The 13,968-nt window shown below is 70.7% G+C and carries 14 protein-coding genes and 1 pseudogene; 8 read left to right on the forward strand and 7 right to left on the reverse strand.

The features are described from left to right. Nucleotides 1–56: 56 nt before the first annotated feature. Nucleotides 57–545, reverse strand: a complete 489-nt coding sequence (locus ABIA35_RS29085) for an ATP-binding protein (protein WP_370342268.1) — start codon at nucleotides 543–545, stop codon at nucleotides 57–59. Between the two features lie 146 nt (nucleotides 546–691). Here ABIA35_RS29085 and ABIA35_RS29090 point away from each other — a divergent pair, with 146 nt between their 5' ends. Then, complete coding sequence (locus ABIA35_RS29090; protein WP_370342267.1) at nucleotides 692–1,165, forward strand: nuclear transport factor 2 family protein; 474 nt, start codon at nucleotides 692–694, stop codon at nucleotides 1,163–1,165. A 77-nt stretch (nucleotides 1,166–1,242) separates the two neighbouring features. Here the strand turns inward: ABIA35_RS29090 and ABIA35_RS29095 are convergent, their stop codons facing one another. Both ABIA35_RS29095 and ABIA35_RS29100 read right to left on the reverse strand, forming a co-directional pair. Continuing rightward, nucleotides 1,243–2,313 carry a DUF475 domain-containing protein gene (locus tag ABIA35_RS29095; protein WP_370342266.1) on the reverse strand — a complete coding sequence of 357 codons (1,071 nt, stop codon included), beginning with the start codon at nucleotides 2,311–2,313 and terminating at the stop codon, nucleotides 1,243–1,245. Between the two features lie 601 nt (nucleotides 2,314–2,914). Next, nucleotides 2,915–3,097, reverse strand: coding sequence for a hypothetical protein (locus tag ABIA35_RS29100; RefSeq protein ID WP_370342388.1), 183 nt, complete (start codon nucleotides 3,095–3,097; stop codon nucleotides 2,915–2,917). 13 nt (nucleotides 3,098–3,110) lie between these two features. On the opposite strand from ABIA35_RS29100, the pseudogene ABIA35_RS29105 reads away from it, so the two are divergent. The 4 genes and pseudogenes from ABIA35_RS29105 to ABIA35_RS29120 all read left to right on the forward strand — a co-directional run. After that, nucleotides 3,111–3,383, forward strand: a pseudogene (locus tag ABIA35_RS29105) (carbohydrate ABC transporter permease); the annotation flags it as partial. 91 nt (nucleotides 3,384–3,474) lie between these two features. Beyond that, nucleotides 3,475–4,116 (forward strand): extracellular solute-binding protein, encoded by a 642-nt coding sequence (locus ABIA35_RS29110; RefSeq protein WP_370360001.1) that lies wholly within the window; start codon nucleotides 3,475–3,477, stop codon nucleotides 4,114–4,116. Between the two features lie 156 nt (nucleotides 4,117–4,272). Then, nucleotides 4,273–5,367, forward strand: coding sequence for a cytochrome c oxidase assembly protein (locus tag ABIA35_RS29115; RefSeq protein WP_370342265.1), 1,095 nt, complete (start codon nucleotides 4,273–4,275; stop codon nucleotides 5,365–5,367). Between the two features lie 173 nt (nucleotides 5,368–5,540). After that, nucleotides 5,541–6,425, forward strand: a complete 885-nt coding sequence (locus ABIA35_RS29120; protein WP_370359968.1) for an Ig-like domain-containing protein — start codon at nucleotides 5,541–5,543, stop codon at nucleotides 6,423–6,425. Nucleotides 6,426–6,442: 17 nt separating this feature from the next. Here the strand turns inward: ABIA35_RS29120 and ABIA35_RS29125 are convergent, their stop codons facing one another. Next, entirely contained in the window at nucleotides 6,443–7,183 is a 741-nt protein-coding gene (locus ABIA35_RS29125) for an MBL fold metallo-hydrolase (protein ID WP_370342263.1), read from the reverse strand. A gap of 23 nt (nucleotides 7,184–7,206) precedes the next feature. Next, entirely contained in the window at nucleotides 7,207–7,539 is a 333-nt protein-coding gene (locus tag ABIA35_RS29130) for a YnfA family protein (protein ID WP_370342262.1), read from the reverse strand. A 307-nt stretch (nucleotides 7,540–7,846) separates the two neighbouring features. Between ABIA35_RS29130 and ABIA35_RS29135 the strand changes: the two genes are divergently transcribed. Beyond that, nucleotides 7,847–9,601 (forward strand): YibE/F family protein, encoded by a 1,755-nt coding sequence (locus tag ABIA35_RS29135; RefSeq protein WP_370359969.1) that lies wholly within the window; start codon nucleotides 7,847–7,849, stop codon nucleotides 9,599–9,601. Between the two features lie 81 nt (nucleotides 9,602–9,682). Here ABIA35_RS29135 and ABIA35_RS29140 read toward each other — a convergent pair whose 3' ends face one another. Together ABIA35_RS29140 and ABIA35_RS29145 are read right to left on the reverse strand one after the other, a co-directional pair. Then, on the reverse strand, nucleotides 9,683–11,119 hold the full coding sequence (locus ABIA35_RS29140) for a GuaB1 family IMP dehydrogenase-related protein (RefSeq protein ID WP_370342381.1): 1,437 nt from the start codon (nucleotides 11,117–11,119) through the stop codon (nucleotides 9,683–9,685). Nucleotides 11,120–11,262: 143 nt separating this feature from the next. Then, nucleotides 11,263–11,586 (reverse strand): L,D-transpeptidase, encoded by a 324-nt coding sequence (locus tag ABIA35_RS29145; RefSeq protein WP_370359970.1) that lies wholly within the window; start codon nucleotides 11,584–11,586, stop codon nucleotides 11,263–11,265. Between ABIA35_RS29145 and ABIA35_RS29150 the strand changes: the two genes are divergently transcribed. Both ABIA35_RS29150 and ABIA35_RS29155 read left to right on the forward strand, forming a co-directional pair. Continuing rightward, nucleotides 11,585–12,109: a hypothetical protein gene (locus tag ABIA35_RS29150; protein WP_370359972.1), complete on the forward strand. Its 525-nt coding sequence runs from the start codon at nucleotides 11,585–11,587 to the stop codon at nucleotides 12,107–12,109. The two genes, ABIA35_RS29145 and ABIA35_RS29150, sit on opposite strands and share 2 nt — an antisense overlap. 76 nt (nucleotides 12,110–12,185) lie before the next feature. Then, nucleotides 12,186–13,937 (forward strand): GMC oxidoreductase, encoded by a 1,752-nt coding sequence (locus tag ABIA35_RS29155; RefSeq protein WP_370359973.1) that lies wholly within the window; start codon nucleotides 12,186–12,188, stop codon nucleotides 13,935–13,937. The last annotated feature ends 31 nt before the right edge of the window (nucleotides 13,938–13,968 follow it).

Below are 13,968 nucleotides of genomic sequence, written 5' to 3' on the forward strand. Positions count from 1 at the left end.
GCAATGGTGCGCGTCCCGCTCGTCCGGGATGCGCACCATACGTTTCTTCGAGCGGCTCAGGCCGCCCCGACAGCGTCCTCGAACTCCCAGTACCTGTTCGCCCGCAAGGGCAACTCCACCCGCACCGTCTTCCCGCCGCCGTCCGGATCGGCCGGGACCTCGGTGCGCCCGCCGACCTCCGCGGTCAGGTCGCGCACCAGTTGCAGGCCCCACCCTCCGCTGTCGTCGGGGTGCGGACTCAGCAGAGCCTTGGGGCGGTGCGGATGGCGGTCGTGGACGGCCACGGTCAGGCAGCCGTACTCCAGCGCCAACGTCACCTCGGCCTGGCGGCACAACAGCGCCGCGTGCTTGGCCGTGTTGGTGACCAGCTCGCTGATGATCACGATGGCCGAGTCGACCATCGTCTCGTCCAGGTCCAGGCCCCAGTCGACGAAGACCTCGCGCGCCACCCGGCGCGCAGCCGCGGCGCCCTCGGACTTCGTGGGCACCGCGAAGGTGATCCGGTAGCCGCATCTCGGCTCCCGCCCGACCCCGAGCACTTCCATCACCTCACACGTAGTGGCGCGCTACGTTCCGTCTCGGAACGGCTCCCCCGCCGTCGGTACAGTTGCCATGCTGCCCGTGCGTTGGCAGTCATGCCCCCTGCACGGCAGATTCACTCCTGCGAATGCACGTTCATTTGGAGGCTCCTTTGAACAGTGAGCACGCCATAGCCGACCGGTTCGCCCTCGACGACCTGCTCACGGCCTACGCGGTGGCGATCGACACCGACCAGGTGACGGAACTCACACGGCTGTCGACACCGGACGCGGTTTTCGACTACCAGTCCAGCGGCGGTCCGCGCGGATCCGTGGAGGACGCACAGCAGTGGTTGGAGAAGTCCCTCACGCTGGTCCCGGTCCGGGCGCACCTCATCGTGAACCGGCGCTTCGAGATCCACGGCGACACCGCCTGCGCCGAGGCGCACTTCTTCAACCCGATGTCCGTGCGCGTACCCGGACAGAAGGGCGACATGTGGAACCCCGGCGGGGGCTACTACTCCGTCAACTTCCGGCGGATGGACAAGGGCTGGCGCATCTCAGAGCTCGTCATGCTCCAGACGTGGCGGGTCGCCGTCGCGGTGCACACGGTGGGAAAGGCGGGCGGAGGGCACCGCGCCTCCTGACGGATCCGGGTCCGGTTCCGCGGCCGGCCGGTCGCCGTCGGTGACGGCGTCGGCCGGCGCGCCGGGCGCCCGGTCCGTCAGGACTTCAGCGCGCGGCGGTCGGCGCCCGCCCGGTCTTCCCCCTTCGCCTTCACCGCCGAATGGACGAAGGCGGCCACGATCATCGAGGTGCCGGCCAGCGAGGCCAGCCAGTCCGGCACGTCCGGGCCGATCTCCACCAGCAGCAGCACGGCCAGCACGCCGATCGAGTAGTAGGCGCCGTGTTCGAGGTAGACGTAGCGGTCCAGGGTCTTCTTGCGGACCAGGAACACCGTCAGGCTGCGGACGTAGGCCGCGCCGATCCCCAGGCCGATGGTGAACAGCGCGATGTCGACGGTGACGGAGAAGCCGCCCATCACGCTGTCGAAGGAGAAGCTGGCGTCCAGGACTTCCAGGTAGATGAAGAGCATCAGGGCCTGGCGTCCCTGCGGTGGCCGCTCGTCGGCCTCCTCGGCCAGCGCCTCGCTGCGGCCCGCCGCGGCCTCGGAGAGCCGCTTGATGGTGAAGTAGGTGACCAGCCCGATGACCCCGGCGACCGGGACGCCCAACGGATGGTCCGTCGCGAAGGTCCGGGCGGCGATCAGCAGGAAGAGCACGACGCCGACGACCTGGAACGCCTCCAGCGCCAGCGGCTTGAACCGCTCGCCGAGCGCGGCCAGCCGCCGCTCGAAGAACGGCAGCCAGACCTGGTCGTTGCCGCTGAGGAAGAAGTCCATGAAGATCATCAGCAGGAAGACCCCGCCGAACGCGGCGATCAGCGGCTGCACCCCGAGGATCTCGTGCGCGTAGCCGTTCGGATCATGGATGGAACTGCTCAACACGTGCACCGGGTTCTGGCGGGTGGCCGCCATCAGCACCACCATCGGGATGACCAGCCGCATCCCGAAGACCGCGATGAGGACGCCGACCGTCAGGAAGATGCGCTGCCAGCGCACGTCGAACCGGCGCAGCACCGTCGCGTTCACGACGGCGTTGTCGAAGGACAGCGCCACTTCCAGCACGGCCAGCATCGCCACGACGGTCGCCGACTCCACGCCCCCGAGCCACAGGGCGAGCACTAAACCCAGAAGGGTGGCGCCGTAGGCGACGCCGAAGTCCCGTCCGTGCATGTCAACGGCCCTTTCTGCCAAGCACGCAGCCGTCCCCGGGACACCGGAAGCCGACCGCGCCGTCGTGATCGGGCCCGCATGACGCGCACCCACCGCCTGTACTTAGGATGCCCTACTCAGACTCCGGATACACGGCAGGGGTTACCTCAAAGGGCGCTCGCCCGCGCCGGACACCACCAGCCGCGGCGCACCGAGCCCGGGTCAGGTTTCGGAGATCCCTAAACATCGCCTTTCCACAAGACCCCACACCGGAATCCTCGTCGGGGTTGGGGTTCGCGGGCGTTCTCCGGGGAACTTGTCGCCTGGGGTACCCCTCGGCGCCACCGGTCGTTCGACCGACGCCGCCACGCTGATCAGCGGAACGGGACTCCGTGGTCTGTCAACGGGTTCGCGGTTCAAGGGATTGTTCAAAGGGGTGGGGTTTTGACTGCGTTGGACGGGGCGTCGCAGGACGCTGACGCGACACTCGTGGCCGCGGGGGGTGGGACTGCGCGGAGAACCCGCAAACGGTCCGCCCTGCTGTCGCGGGACCATGGATTGGCCTGGTTGTTCCTGCTGCCGTCGCTCGGCGTGTTCGCGATGTTCACTCCGACTCCGGGTTCTACAAGGTGCTCGGGACCACCGGCTTGTTCACCGTGATGACCGTGGTCCCCGGCGTGCTCGGCGCGCTGGCACTGGTGCTCCTCATGGAGTCGCGGATCCGCGGTATACGCGTCTTCCGCAGTGCGTTCGCTCTGCCCTTCGCGTTCTCAGCGGCCAGCGCCTCGGTCATCTTCGCCGTCATCTACAACCCGGCGGTGGGTATCGCGAACGGGATGCTGGCACACGTCGGCACCAAGCCGGTGGGCTGGCTGACCGATCCGAAGTGGGTGCTGCTGTCCGTCGTGGTCGTGCAGGTGTGGATGACGCTGGGCTACAACGTGCTCGTCCTGTCCGCCGGCGTGGCGGCGATCCCCGGCGACATCGTCGAGGCCGCGCGGCTGGACGGGGCGACCGGCTGGAGACTGCGCCGCTCCGTGCTGGTGCCGCTCCTGTCGCCCCAACTGTTCTTCCTCACTGTGGTCTCGACCATCAACTCCCTACAGGCGTTCACCGCTATACGGATCCTCGCGCCGGAGGGCGGCCCCGGCGACCAAGCTGAACATCACCTCCGGCGCCCCGCTGACCTACACCAACTGGTGGGCCGGGCTGGTCAAGAGCGGCGACGCGCTGAACACCGGCCGCCCGACCGCGGACGCCCAGGCGGCGTTCAAGGCCGGCAAGGTGGCGATGAACCTGGAGTCCACCGGCGTGCTCGGCGGCTACGTGGACGCCGGCTCGAAGGCCTCCTCGCCGTTCACCGTGGCCACCGCGCCGTTCCCGAAGGTCTCGGCCTCCGACACCGGCGGCCCGGTGATCGGCGGCGCCTCGCTGTGGATCGACCGGGTCGGGCACTCCGACGCCGAGGTCCGCGCGGCGTGGGAGTTCGCCAAGTTCGCCTCCTCGGCGCAGCAGCAGGCCGCCTGGCACCAGGCGACCGGCTACTTCCCGGTCAGCGTCTCGGCGCTGCAGGACCCGTCGGATGTCGCGTACCGCCAGGCGCACCCGCAGTTCCAGACCGCGATCGACGAGCTGAAGGCCACCCAGCCGGCCCCCGCGACCGCGGGCTGCCTGCTCGGCGTGATGCCGCAGGCGCGCGCCGACCTGGAGCAGGCGATGCTGACCGTGGCGACCACGGGCACCTCGGCGGACTCCGCCCTGTCCGACGCCTCGACGAAGATCTCCAAGCTGATCAGCGATTACAACTCGGCGGTCGGCGGCTGAGACCGGGCCGCGGTGAGCGGCCGACCGTGCGGGCGGACCTGCCCGCGGTGATCGGGAAGCGCAGTCATAAAATGGCTGCGCTTCCCGTCCTTTTCAGGGCGGAACCACCACGCACGACGAAATGAGCAGGGGCCAGGACCCATGGTGACGCCAGCTTTGACGGCCGTTCCGATGCCCGGTCCGCTGACCGGGTCGCAGGTGGGCTCGGCGTGGCGGCTGAATCCTTACGTCGGGGCGCTGCTGCTGGCCCTCGCGGCGCTGTACATCGTCGGCACGCTGGCGGCCCGGCGCCGCGGCGGGCGCTGGCCGCTGCACCGGACGGTGCTCTACCTGCTGGGCCTGGCGCTGTTCGGCTGGACGACGATGTCGTTCCTGGCGGTGTACCAGCAGGTGATGTTCTGGCCGCGCGCCGTGCAGATCATCACCCTGCTCATGGTGGTGCCGCTGTTCCTGGCGCTCGGGATGCCGGTGACCCTGGCCGTCGAGGGCGGCCCGCGATGGCTGGCGGCGCTGGTCCGGCGGGTGCTGGCGACGCGGATCGCGGCGCTGGCGACGTTCCCGGCCGTGGTGTCGATCGTGTTCCTGGTGACGCCGTTCACCGTCTACTTCTCGCCGATCTACGAGGCCACGCTGCGTTCGCGCGGCTCGGCGTGGGTGCTGAGCTTCGCGCTGGCCGCGCTGGGGTTCTTCTACTACTGGACGCGGCTGCGGCTGGACCCGGTGCCGAAGGAGTACCCGCACCTGGTGTCGGTGTGGATCACGTTCGCGGAGGCGATCGCCGACGGGGCGCTGGGCCTGACGCTGATGCTCGGGCACCACCTGGTCGCCGGGGACTGGTACACGGCCCTGAACCGGCCGGGGGGGCTGTCGCCCAAGCAGGACCAGGTGTGGGGCGGCGGGGCGTTGTGGCTCATCGGGGACCTGGCCGGGGTGCCGTTCCTCGGGGCGCTGTGGCGGCGGATGTTCGACGAGGACCGGGACAAGGCCGCCGAGGTGGACGCGGAGTTGGACGCGCTGGAGGCCGAGGGGGCGATCGTCTACGGGACGGCCTCGTCCGCCATCCCGGCGGTCCGTGACGAGACGGGCGACGTAGGTGATGACGTAGACGCGTCCCCGCCGGCGTCTATTTCTCATACTTCTCCCGCGACCGTCGGCGCGGCCGCCACCGGCGAGGAGGCGAAGCGGACCCGCCCCTGGTGGGAGAGCGATCCGGTGCTCGGGCGACGGATGGGTTTCCTCGACGAAGAGTGATCAGGCGGACCCGCTGTCACTCGTTCGGCCTCGTACGATAACAGCAGACTCATCTCAGCATGATGAGGGATGTCCGTTTTCTGGATATCCGGGAGAGTTGTTCTCGCCGCCGGGAACCGCGCCGACACCCCGTCGCCGGACCGGACGGTCACCGATCACACCGGAGGACAACCATGTTTCGCACGACTTCGACCACGCCCCGTACCCGCCGCTGCTCGGGGGCGGTGGTCGCGGCCGCGACGGCCGCACTGGTCTTGACGCCGGCGGCGGCGTTCGCGGCCGGACAGCCGGCGGGTCCGGGCGGCGGGCACTCCGTCAGCCATCGGGACGGACACTCGGGATCCACGAGCGGGCGCGGTGGTGCGGGCCGTTCGACGTCGCACCGGACCAGCCGTGCCGGAGCGGGCCATGGCGGAGCAGGCCGCGGCGGAGCGGGCAAGGACGGCACGCACACCGCCGGACACACCGGGCGCACCGGCACGAACCACGGCGGCACAGGTCATGGCAGCACAGGTCACGGCGGCACGGGCCACGGCGGCACAGGTCACGGCGGCATGAGCCATGGCAGCACGGGCCGCGGCGGCACCGGACACCCGGCGACCGGGAGCCGGGCCGGCGCCCACGGTGCGAAGCCGCCGGTACATCGCACGAGCACGGCATCGCATCGGACCGGCGGCGCAGCAGACCAGGCCGGCGGCACAGCGCAGCGGACCGGATCGGCGACGCGGGCGAAGGCAGCCAGCGCGAAGACCTCGGCCGCCGACCAGGGCGCGACGGTCACCAAGCTCTCCGTTTCCCGGAGCACCACGGATGACGGCATCCTGACGATGTCGGCGCGTGTGTCGCCGGCGCACCGCACCGTCGGCGCCTCCGCGGTGACCGGCAGCGTGGTGTTCACGGTGGACGGCGCCTCGTCCGGCCCGATCCCGCTGACCGGGGGCCGCGCGATGGTGCAGGCCGAGGTCGGCCCGGGCGAGCACACCGTCACCGCGGCGTACAGCGGCGACGACGAGCACATGCCGAGCGATTCCGAGCCGGTGAGCGTGGGAGCGGAATGAGCTCGGCGGCCGGCCGGCTAGACGTCGAAGGACAGACCCGCGGTGGCCACGCAGGTGCGGCCGTCGTACTGCTCGGCCGCGGCGTCGAGGTACTCCCCCGGCTCTGAGCCCGCCCACAGGTGCGTCAGCACGAGCTTGCCCACACCGGCTTCCGCAGCCTGCCGTGCCGCCTGCCGGGCGGTCGACAGATAGGGGACATCGCCGGCGGCCATCACTTCCGGATACGTGGCCTCCGCGATGAGCGTGTCCGCGCCCCGCGCCAACTCGACGAGCGCGGGGTCCGGACCGCCGTCCCCGGTGTAGACGACGGATCGGCCGCCGGCCGCGACCCGCACCGCCGCGTTGGGTACCCAGTGCGGCAGCAGCGCGGTGCGCAGGTCGAACGGTCCGACCGAGAATCCCGCCCCCGGCTCGAAGTCGTGGCGCGCCAGCGCCTCGTCGAGCATCCCCGGCCGGTCCAGGGCCAGCACCGCGTCCAAGGCCCCGGGCGGCGCGTACACCGGCAGCGGTTCCGGGGCGGCCCCGCCCAGGGCCCGGGCCCGGAGCAGGGGATTGAGATCAGCGCAGTGGTCGGGATGTCCGTGGCTGATGTAGACGGCGTCCAGCTGCTCCGCCGGCATCAGTTCCAGCAGGCGCGGCAGCACCGCATAGCCCGCGTCGATCATAAGGGAGAAGCCCTCGTGGCGTAGAAGAAAACCGCTGCACGGCTCGTCAGCCGTCGGCCATGCGCCGCTGCCACCCAACACCGTCACCCGCATGTGCCGATGATGCCTCAGATGTCTCAGCGCCGCGGCGCGTACATGATGACCGCCATCCCGATCAGACAGACCGCCGCGCCGATCACGTCGAAGCGGTCCGGCCGGTAACCGTCGGCCACCCACGCCCACAGGAGGGAGCCCGCCACGAACACCCCGCCGTACGCGGCCAGGACCCGCCCGAAGTCCGCCGAGGGTTGCAGCGTCGCGATGAACCCGTAGAGCGCCAGACTCACCGCGCCGCACGCCGTCCATCCCCATCCGCGGTGTTCGCGCACGCCCTGCCAGATCAGCCAGGCGCCGCCGATCTCCAGGACCGCCGCGACCACGAACAATGCGACGGACCGCGCGACCACCACTGCACCCGACCTCCCGGCTCAGGCGCTCCCGGCGGACCGCCACCGCGCGCCAGCTTAGGGCGTCGGCCGCCACGATGGCCGTGCCGTACCGATCGATATCATCACAAAACCGTTAACTCGTCCCGGATTCCGGTCCGGCTCCGGCCGGCCCGACCAACATCGACACCAGTCAAATATCCGCAAAGATGTTCACGGCCTGGCGTCGTTCTAACCTTCAGCCGCTATCGTGTGGCGGCAGCCCGGGCCCACCCACGACGCGGGCCTGAGCTCCGTCCCAGCACCACCGACCCACGGAGAGCCGATGGCCGTGAGCAGCCGACGTTCGAGGTCTGCGCAGGACCGTTCCGGCCGGAGCGGGTCCGGACAAGGACACTCCCACGGGCACTCGCACGGCCACTCGCACGGCCACGGACCGGCCACACCGGCCTCGACCCGGTTGCGGACCCTGATCACCGCGCTGCTGCTGCCGGTGGCAGCCGCTGCGGTGGCCGGGCTGGTGCTGTTGTGGCCGTCGGCGGCGAAGTCGCCGATCCCGCCGCAGGTGTGGGTGCAGGGGACGGTGACGGCCTCGGCGCTGGTGCAGTCCGGTCCGAACGACGGCAGTACCGCGCCGGGCGGGTCCACCGCCCCCGGCGGGCTGGACACCACCAACGACCAGCTCACCCTGCAGATCACCAGCGGACCGACCAAGGGCTCGAGCGCCACCGTGACGGTGGGCGTGGACCCCACCACGCCGAAGTACGCCGTCGGTGACGACCTGGTCCTGACCTACGACAAGAGCCAGCCCGCGGGCAGCCAGTACGACATCAAGGACTTCCAGCGCGGGCCGCCGCTGATGAGCCTGGCGATCGCGTTCGCGCTGTTCGTCCTGGTGATCGGCCGCTGGCGCGGGGCCGGGGCGATCGCGGCGCTGGCCGTGTCGTTCGCGGTGCTGGTGAAGTTCACGCTGCCGGCGATCGTCGGGGGTGAGAACTCCATCGAGGTGGCGGCCGTGACGGCGGGCATCATCCTGTTCGCCGCGCTGTACGCGACGCACGGGGTGTCGGTGCGGACCTCGGTGGCGGTCCTGGGCACCGCGCTGAGCCTGGGCCTGATCGGGGCCCTCGGCGAGGCCGGCACCAAGCTGGCGCACCTGACTGGCCTCGGCGACGACAACGCCGCGACCGTCGCGGGCTACTTCCACAAGGTCGACGTCCAGGGCCTGCTGCTGGCCGGGATCATCATCGGCGCGCTCGGCGTGCTCAACGACGTCACCGCCACGCAGGTCTCCTCGGTCTGGGAGCTGAAGGCGGCCGACCCGACGATGAGCGCCGCCGACCTGTTCCGCGTCGGCATGCGCATCGGCCGGGACCACATCGGCTCCACCGTGAACACCTTGGTCCTGGCGTACGCCGGCGGCAGCCTGCCGCTGTTCGTCCTGATGACCACGTCCAGCCAGGGCTGGAGCGGCGCGGCCGGCGCCGAGGTGGTGGCCGAGGAGATCGTGCGCACCCTGGTGGGCTCGATCGGCCTGGCCGCGGCCGTCCCGATCACCACGGCCCTGGCGGCCTACTTCGCCTCCGGCGAGGGCGACAGCCTGGCGGCGCACAGCTCCGGCCTGGAGTACACGGACCTGCGCGAGCGCCGTGGCCGGCGCAGCGTGATCGACGACCTGAACGACGAGGACCCGCTGACCGCCGAGGACACCGCCATCGGCACGCGCCCGGGCCGCCAGAGCGGTGCCCCGGGGCGCGCGACGCCGGTCGCGCGCATGCCGGAGAGCCGCCGCAGCGGCGAATGGAACCTGGACGGAACGCGGGCCGGGAACGGCGGGGGCAGCGGCCCGCACCGGATGCCGCGCCCGGCGCCTTATCCCGCGTCGGCACCGCAGCCACAGCCTCAGGCCCCACCCCAAGCCCAACCCCAGCCGCAGGCGCAGCCGGCTGTTGATCCCTACGGTCAGAACCCTTATGGGAGCGACTCCTATGGGAACAACCCTTATGGGTCTGATCCCTATGGTTCCGATCCCTACGGTTCAGATCCCTATGGCGGGCAGCAGAACCCGCCGTCCTACTACGGATAGACGCCGAGGCGCGTATGGGAGAACCCATACGCGCCTCGCTCCAGCTCTTATCAGCTGCTGTCTCTTACGAACTGCTGATTCTTACCAGCTGCTGTGCAGCGGCTTCCCTTCGGCGAACCCGGCGGCGCTCTGCACGCCGACCACGGCGCGCTCGTGGAACTGGGCCAGGTCCTTGGCACCGGCGTAGGTGCACGAGCTGCGGACGCCGGCCGTGATGGCGTCGATCAGGTCCTCCACGCCGGGCCGGTCGCGGTCCAGGTACATGCGCGAGCTTGAGATGCCCTCCTCGAACAGCGCCTTGCGGGCGCGGTCGAAGGCGGAGTCCTCGGCGGTGCGCAGGCGGACCGCGCGTGCGGAGGCCATGCCGAAGTTCTCCTTGTAGAGCTTCCCGTCGCTGTCGCGGACCGCGTCGCCGGGGGACTCGTAGGTGCCGGCGAACCAGGAGCCGATCATCACGTTGGAGGCGCCGGCGGCCAGGGCGAGCGCCACGTCGCGGGGGTGGCGGACGCCGCCGTCGGCCCAGACGTGCTTGCCGAGGCGGTGGGCCTCGGCCGCGCATTCGTAGACGGCCGAGAACTGCGGGCGGCCGACGCCGGTCATCATGCGGGTGGTGCACATCGCGCCGGGGCCGACGCCCACCTTGACGATGTCCGCGCCGGCTTCGATCAGGTCGCGGGTGCCCTCGGGACTGACCACGTTGCCGGCCACCAGCGGGACCGGCGGGTTGAGCGCGCGGACCGCGGCCAGGGCTTCGAACATCTTGTCCTGGTGGCCGTGGGCGGTGTCGATGACCAGGACGTCGGCGCCGGCGGCGAGGAGTTCCTTGGCGCGCGCCGCCACGTCGCCGTTGATGCCGACCGCGGCGCCGACGCGGAGCCGGCCGCCGTCGTCGACCGCCGGCTTGTACAGCGCCGAGCGCAGGGCGCCCTTGCGGGTCCACAGGCCGGTGAGGCGGCCGGCGGAGTCCACGACCGGGGCCAGGCGGTGCTTGCCGTTCAGGGCGTCGAAGGCCGCTTCGGCGGTGGTGCCGTCCGGGACGGTCAGCAGGTCGCGGGACATGATGTCGCCGACGCTGGTGAACCGGTCGACGCCGGCGCAGTCGGCCTCGGTGACGATGCCGGCCGGGCGGCCCTCGCCGTCCACCACGACCAGGGCGCCGTGGGCGCGCTTGGGCAGCAGCGCCAGCGCCTCGCCGACGGTGCTGGTGGCGGCCAGGGTGACCGGGGTGTCGTAGACCGGGCTGCGGTCCTTGACCCAGCCGATCACGTCGGCGACCACGTCGAGAGGGATGTCCTGGGGGATGATCGTCAGGCCGCCGCGGCGGGCGACCGTCTCGGCCATCCGGCGGCCGGCGACGGCGGTCATGTTGGCCACGACCAGCGGGATCGTGGTCCCGGTGCCGTCGGAGGAACTCAGGTCCACGGCCAGGCGGGAACCGACCTGGGATCGGGCGGGGACCATGAAGACGTCGTCGTATGTGAGGTCGTACGGCGGGGAGTACTGATTGAGGAAACGCACGTAGTAAGACTGTATCAAAACGGTCATGGGCGCCTCCCCAGCTGGTGACCAGGGTCACGATCAGCGGAAAGGCGCCCGGAGGAGGCGGACCAGGCTCAGTACCCGACGGGCCCAGTAGACGACGGGCCCGGTACACGACGGGCTCAGTACACGACCACGCTGTCCCCGACCTTGGTGTCCGCGAACAGCCGGGCCACGGCGGCCCGGTCGCGCACGTTCACGCAGCCGTGCGAGTGGTGCGCGTAGCCGTAGGTCGCGAAGTCGATGGAGAAGTGCACCGCCTCGCCGCCGCTGAAGAACATCGCGTCGGGCATCGACGTGTGGTAGATCGTCGAGATGCAGTGCTCCATCTTCATGTAGATGTCGAACTTGCCCTTGCGCGTCGGGTTGTTCTCGTCGCCGAAGCGCACGTCCATCCCGTACTGCGGCTTGCCGTCGATGACCCACAGCAGCGTGTGGGTGCTCATGTCGATGCAGATCACGCGGCCGGTCATGCAGCGCGGGTCCAGCGCGCCGGGCTTGTTGCTGCCGATCGGCACCCCGGCCAGCCAGCCCGAGCCGCTGTTGGTCTTGGGCGGCGTGCTGGGCTTGGTGGTGGTCTTGGCCGGCGTCGGCGTGGTCGGGTGCGTCGACGGCGCCGTCGTGGTCGGGCTGGTGCTCGGCTTCGAGCTGGAGCTCGGGGCCGAGGACGAGCTCGACGACGCCGCGCTGCTCGTCGGCGCGATCGCGCTGCTGGTCGGCAGCGAGGTCGGCGTCGGGGCCGGCGCGCTCGACGAGGGGGCCGACGCGCTCGACGAGGTGCTCACCCCCGCCGCCGCCTGCTGCACCGCGTCCGCCGAGGTCGTCTTGGTCCCGCCCGAGCCCGACGAGCACCCTGTCACGCCCAGCGCCACCGCGCCGGCGACGGCGATCAAAGCGCCGCCCTTCCCCGCCCCAGAAGTCCTCATGCTCCTATCGACGCCCAAGGGCGGGCTCTCGTTGCGTCCGTGAGCGGCGAAATCGAGTTGTTACAGAAGCGTGCGGCAATTACTGGATTGCCTGTCGAATAAGGGCTACTCTACGCGCCATGGGAGCAGCGGTGGACTACGACGTGCTGGTCATCGGCTCGGGCTTCGGCGGTTCGGTGACCGCGCTGCGGCTCACCGAGAAGGGCTACAAGGTCGGCGTGCTGGAAGCCGGGCGCCGGTTCGCCGACGGCGACTTCCCCAAGACCTCCTGGCGGCTGCGCTCCTTCCTGTGGGCCCCGAAGCTGGGCTGCAAGGGCATCCAGCGCATCCACCGCCTCAAGGACGTCGTGGTGCTCGCCGGAGCCGGCGTCGGCGGCGGATCGCTGGTGTACGCGAACACCCTGTACGAGCCGCTGGACCCGTTCTACGACGACCCGCACTGGCGGGACGTCGCCGACTGGCGCAAGGAGCTCGCGCCGTTCTACGACCAGGCCAAGCGGATGCTGGGCGTGGTGCAGAACCCGACGATGACGCCGGCGGACTTCCAGATGAAGGCGGTCGCCGAGGAGATGGGTGTCGGGGACACCTTCCACCTGACTCCGGTCGGGGTCTTCTTCGGCGACCCGGACGCCAAGCCGAACGCCGCGCCGAACGCCAAGCAGAGTCAGGGCCAGGGCACCGCTGTCTCCGACCCCTTCTTCGGCGGCGCGGGACCGGACCGCAACCCGTGCCTACAGTGCGGCGCGTGCATGACCGGGTGCCGCCACAATGCGAAGAACACGCTCGTCAAGAACTACCTCTACCTGGCCGAGAAGCTGGGCGCCGAGGTGCACCCGCTGACCACCGTCGAGAACGTGACACCGCTGCCGGACGGCGGCGGCTACCGCGTGACCGTGTCCTCGACCGGCAAGTGGCTCGCCAAGGGGCGGCGCGCCCTGACCGCCGAGCACGTCGTCTTCAGCGCCGGCGCCCTGGGAACCCAGCGGCTGCTGCACAAGCTGGCCGGCGACGGATCGCTGCCGGCGCTGTCCCCGCGCCTGGGCGAGCTGACCCGCACGAACTCCGAATCGCTCCTCGGCGCGATGGCCAAGAAGCCCCGGCAGTACGACTTCACGGAAGGGGTGGCCATCACCTCCTCCTTCCACCCCGACGAGCACACCCACATCGAGCCGGTGCGCTACGGCCGCGGCAGCGGCGCCATGGGGCTGCTGAAGACCGGCCTGACCGACGGCCAGGGCCGCACCCCGCGCTGGATCAAGCTGCTCGGCATCGGCGTCAAGCACCCGAGCTGGGTTCCGCGCATGCTGCCCAGCCGCAAGTTCGCGGAGCGCTCGATCATCCTGCTGGTGATGCAGGCCCTCGACAACTCGCTGACCGTCTCCCGCAAGCGGGGCCTGTTCGGCAAGAACAAGCTCACCACCCGCCAGGGCCACGGCCTGCCGAACCCCACCTGGATCCCGGCCGGCAACGAGGCGGTGACCCGCACCGCGGCCCGCATCAACGGCATCCCCGGCGGCACCGTCGGCGACCTGTTCAACATCCCGATGACCGCGCACATCATCGGCGGCTGCGTCATCGGCCGGGACCGGGACCACGGCGTGGTGGACCCGTACCACCGCGTGTTCGGCCACCCGGGCCTGTACATCGCCGACGGCTCCACGGTCTCGGCGAACCTCGGCGTGAACCCGTCGCTGACGATCACGGCGATGGCCGAGCGCGCGGCGGCTTTCTGGCCGAACAAGGGCGAAACAGACACGCGGCCCGCTATAGGGGAACCGTACAAGCGGATTCCCTATGTGCGGCCGACGAAGCCGGCGGTCCCGGAAGCCGCTCCGGGAGCGCTGCGGCTGCCGATCGTGGAGATCCGCTAGGGAGGATCCCGTAAGGTCTCCTGGGTGGTGC

Origin of the sequence: Catenulispora sp. MAP12-49, assembly GCF_041262705.1 — a bacterium.
GTDB lineage: Bacteria > Actinomycetota > Actinomycetes > Streptomycetales > Catenulisporaceae > Catenulispora.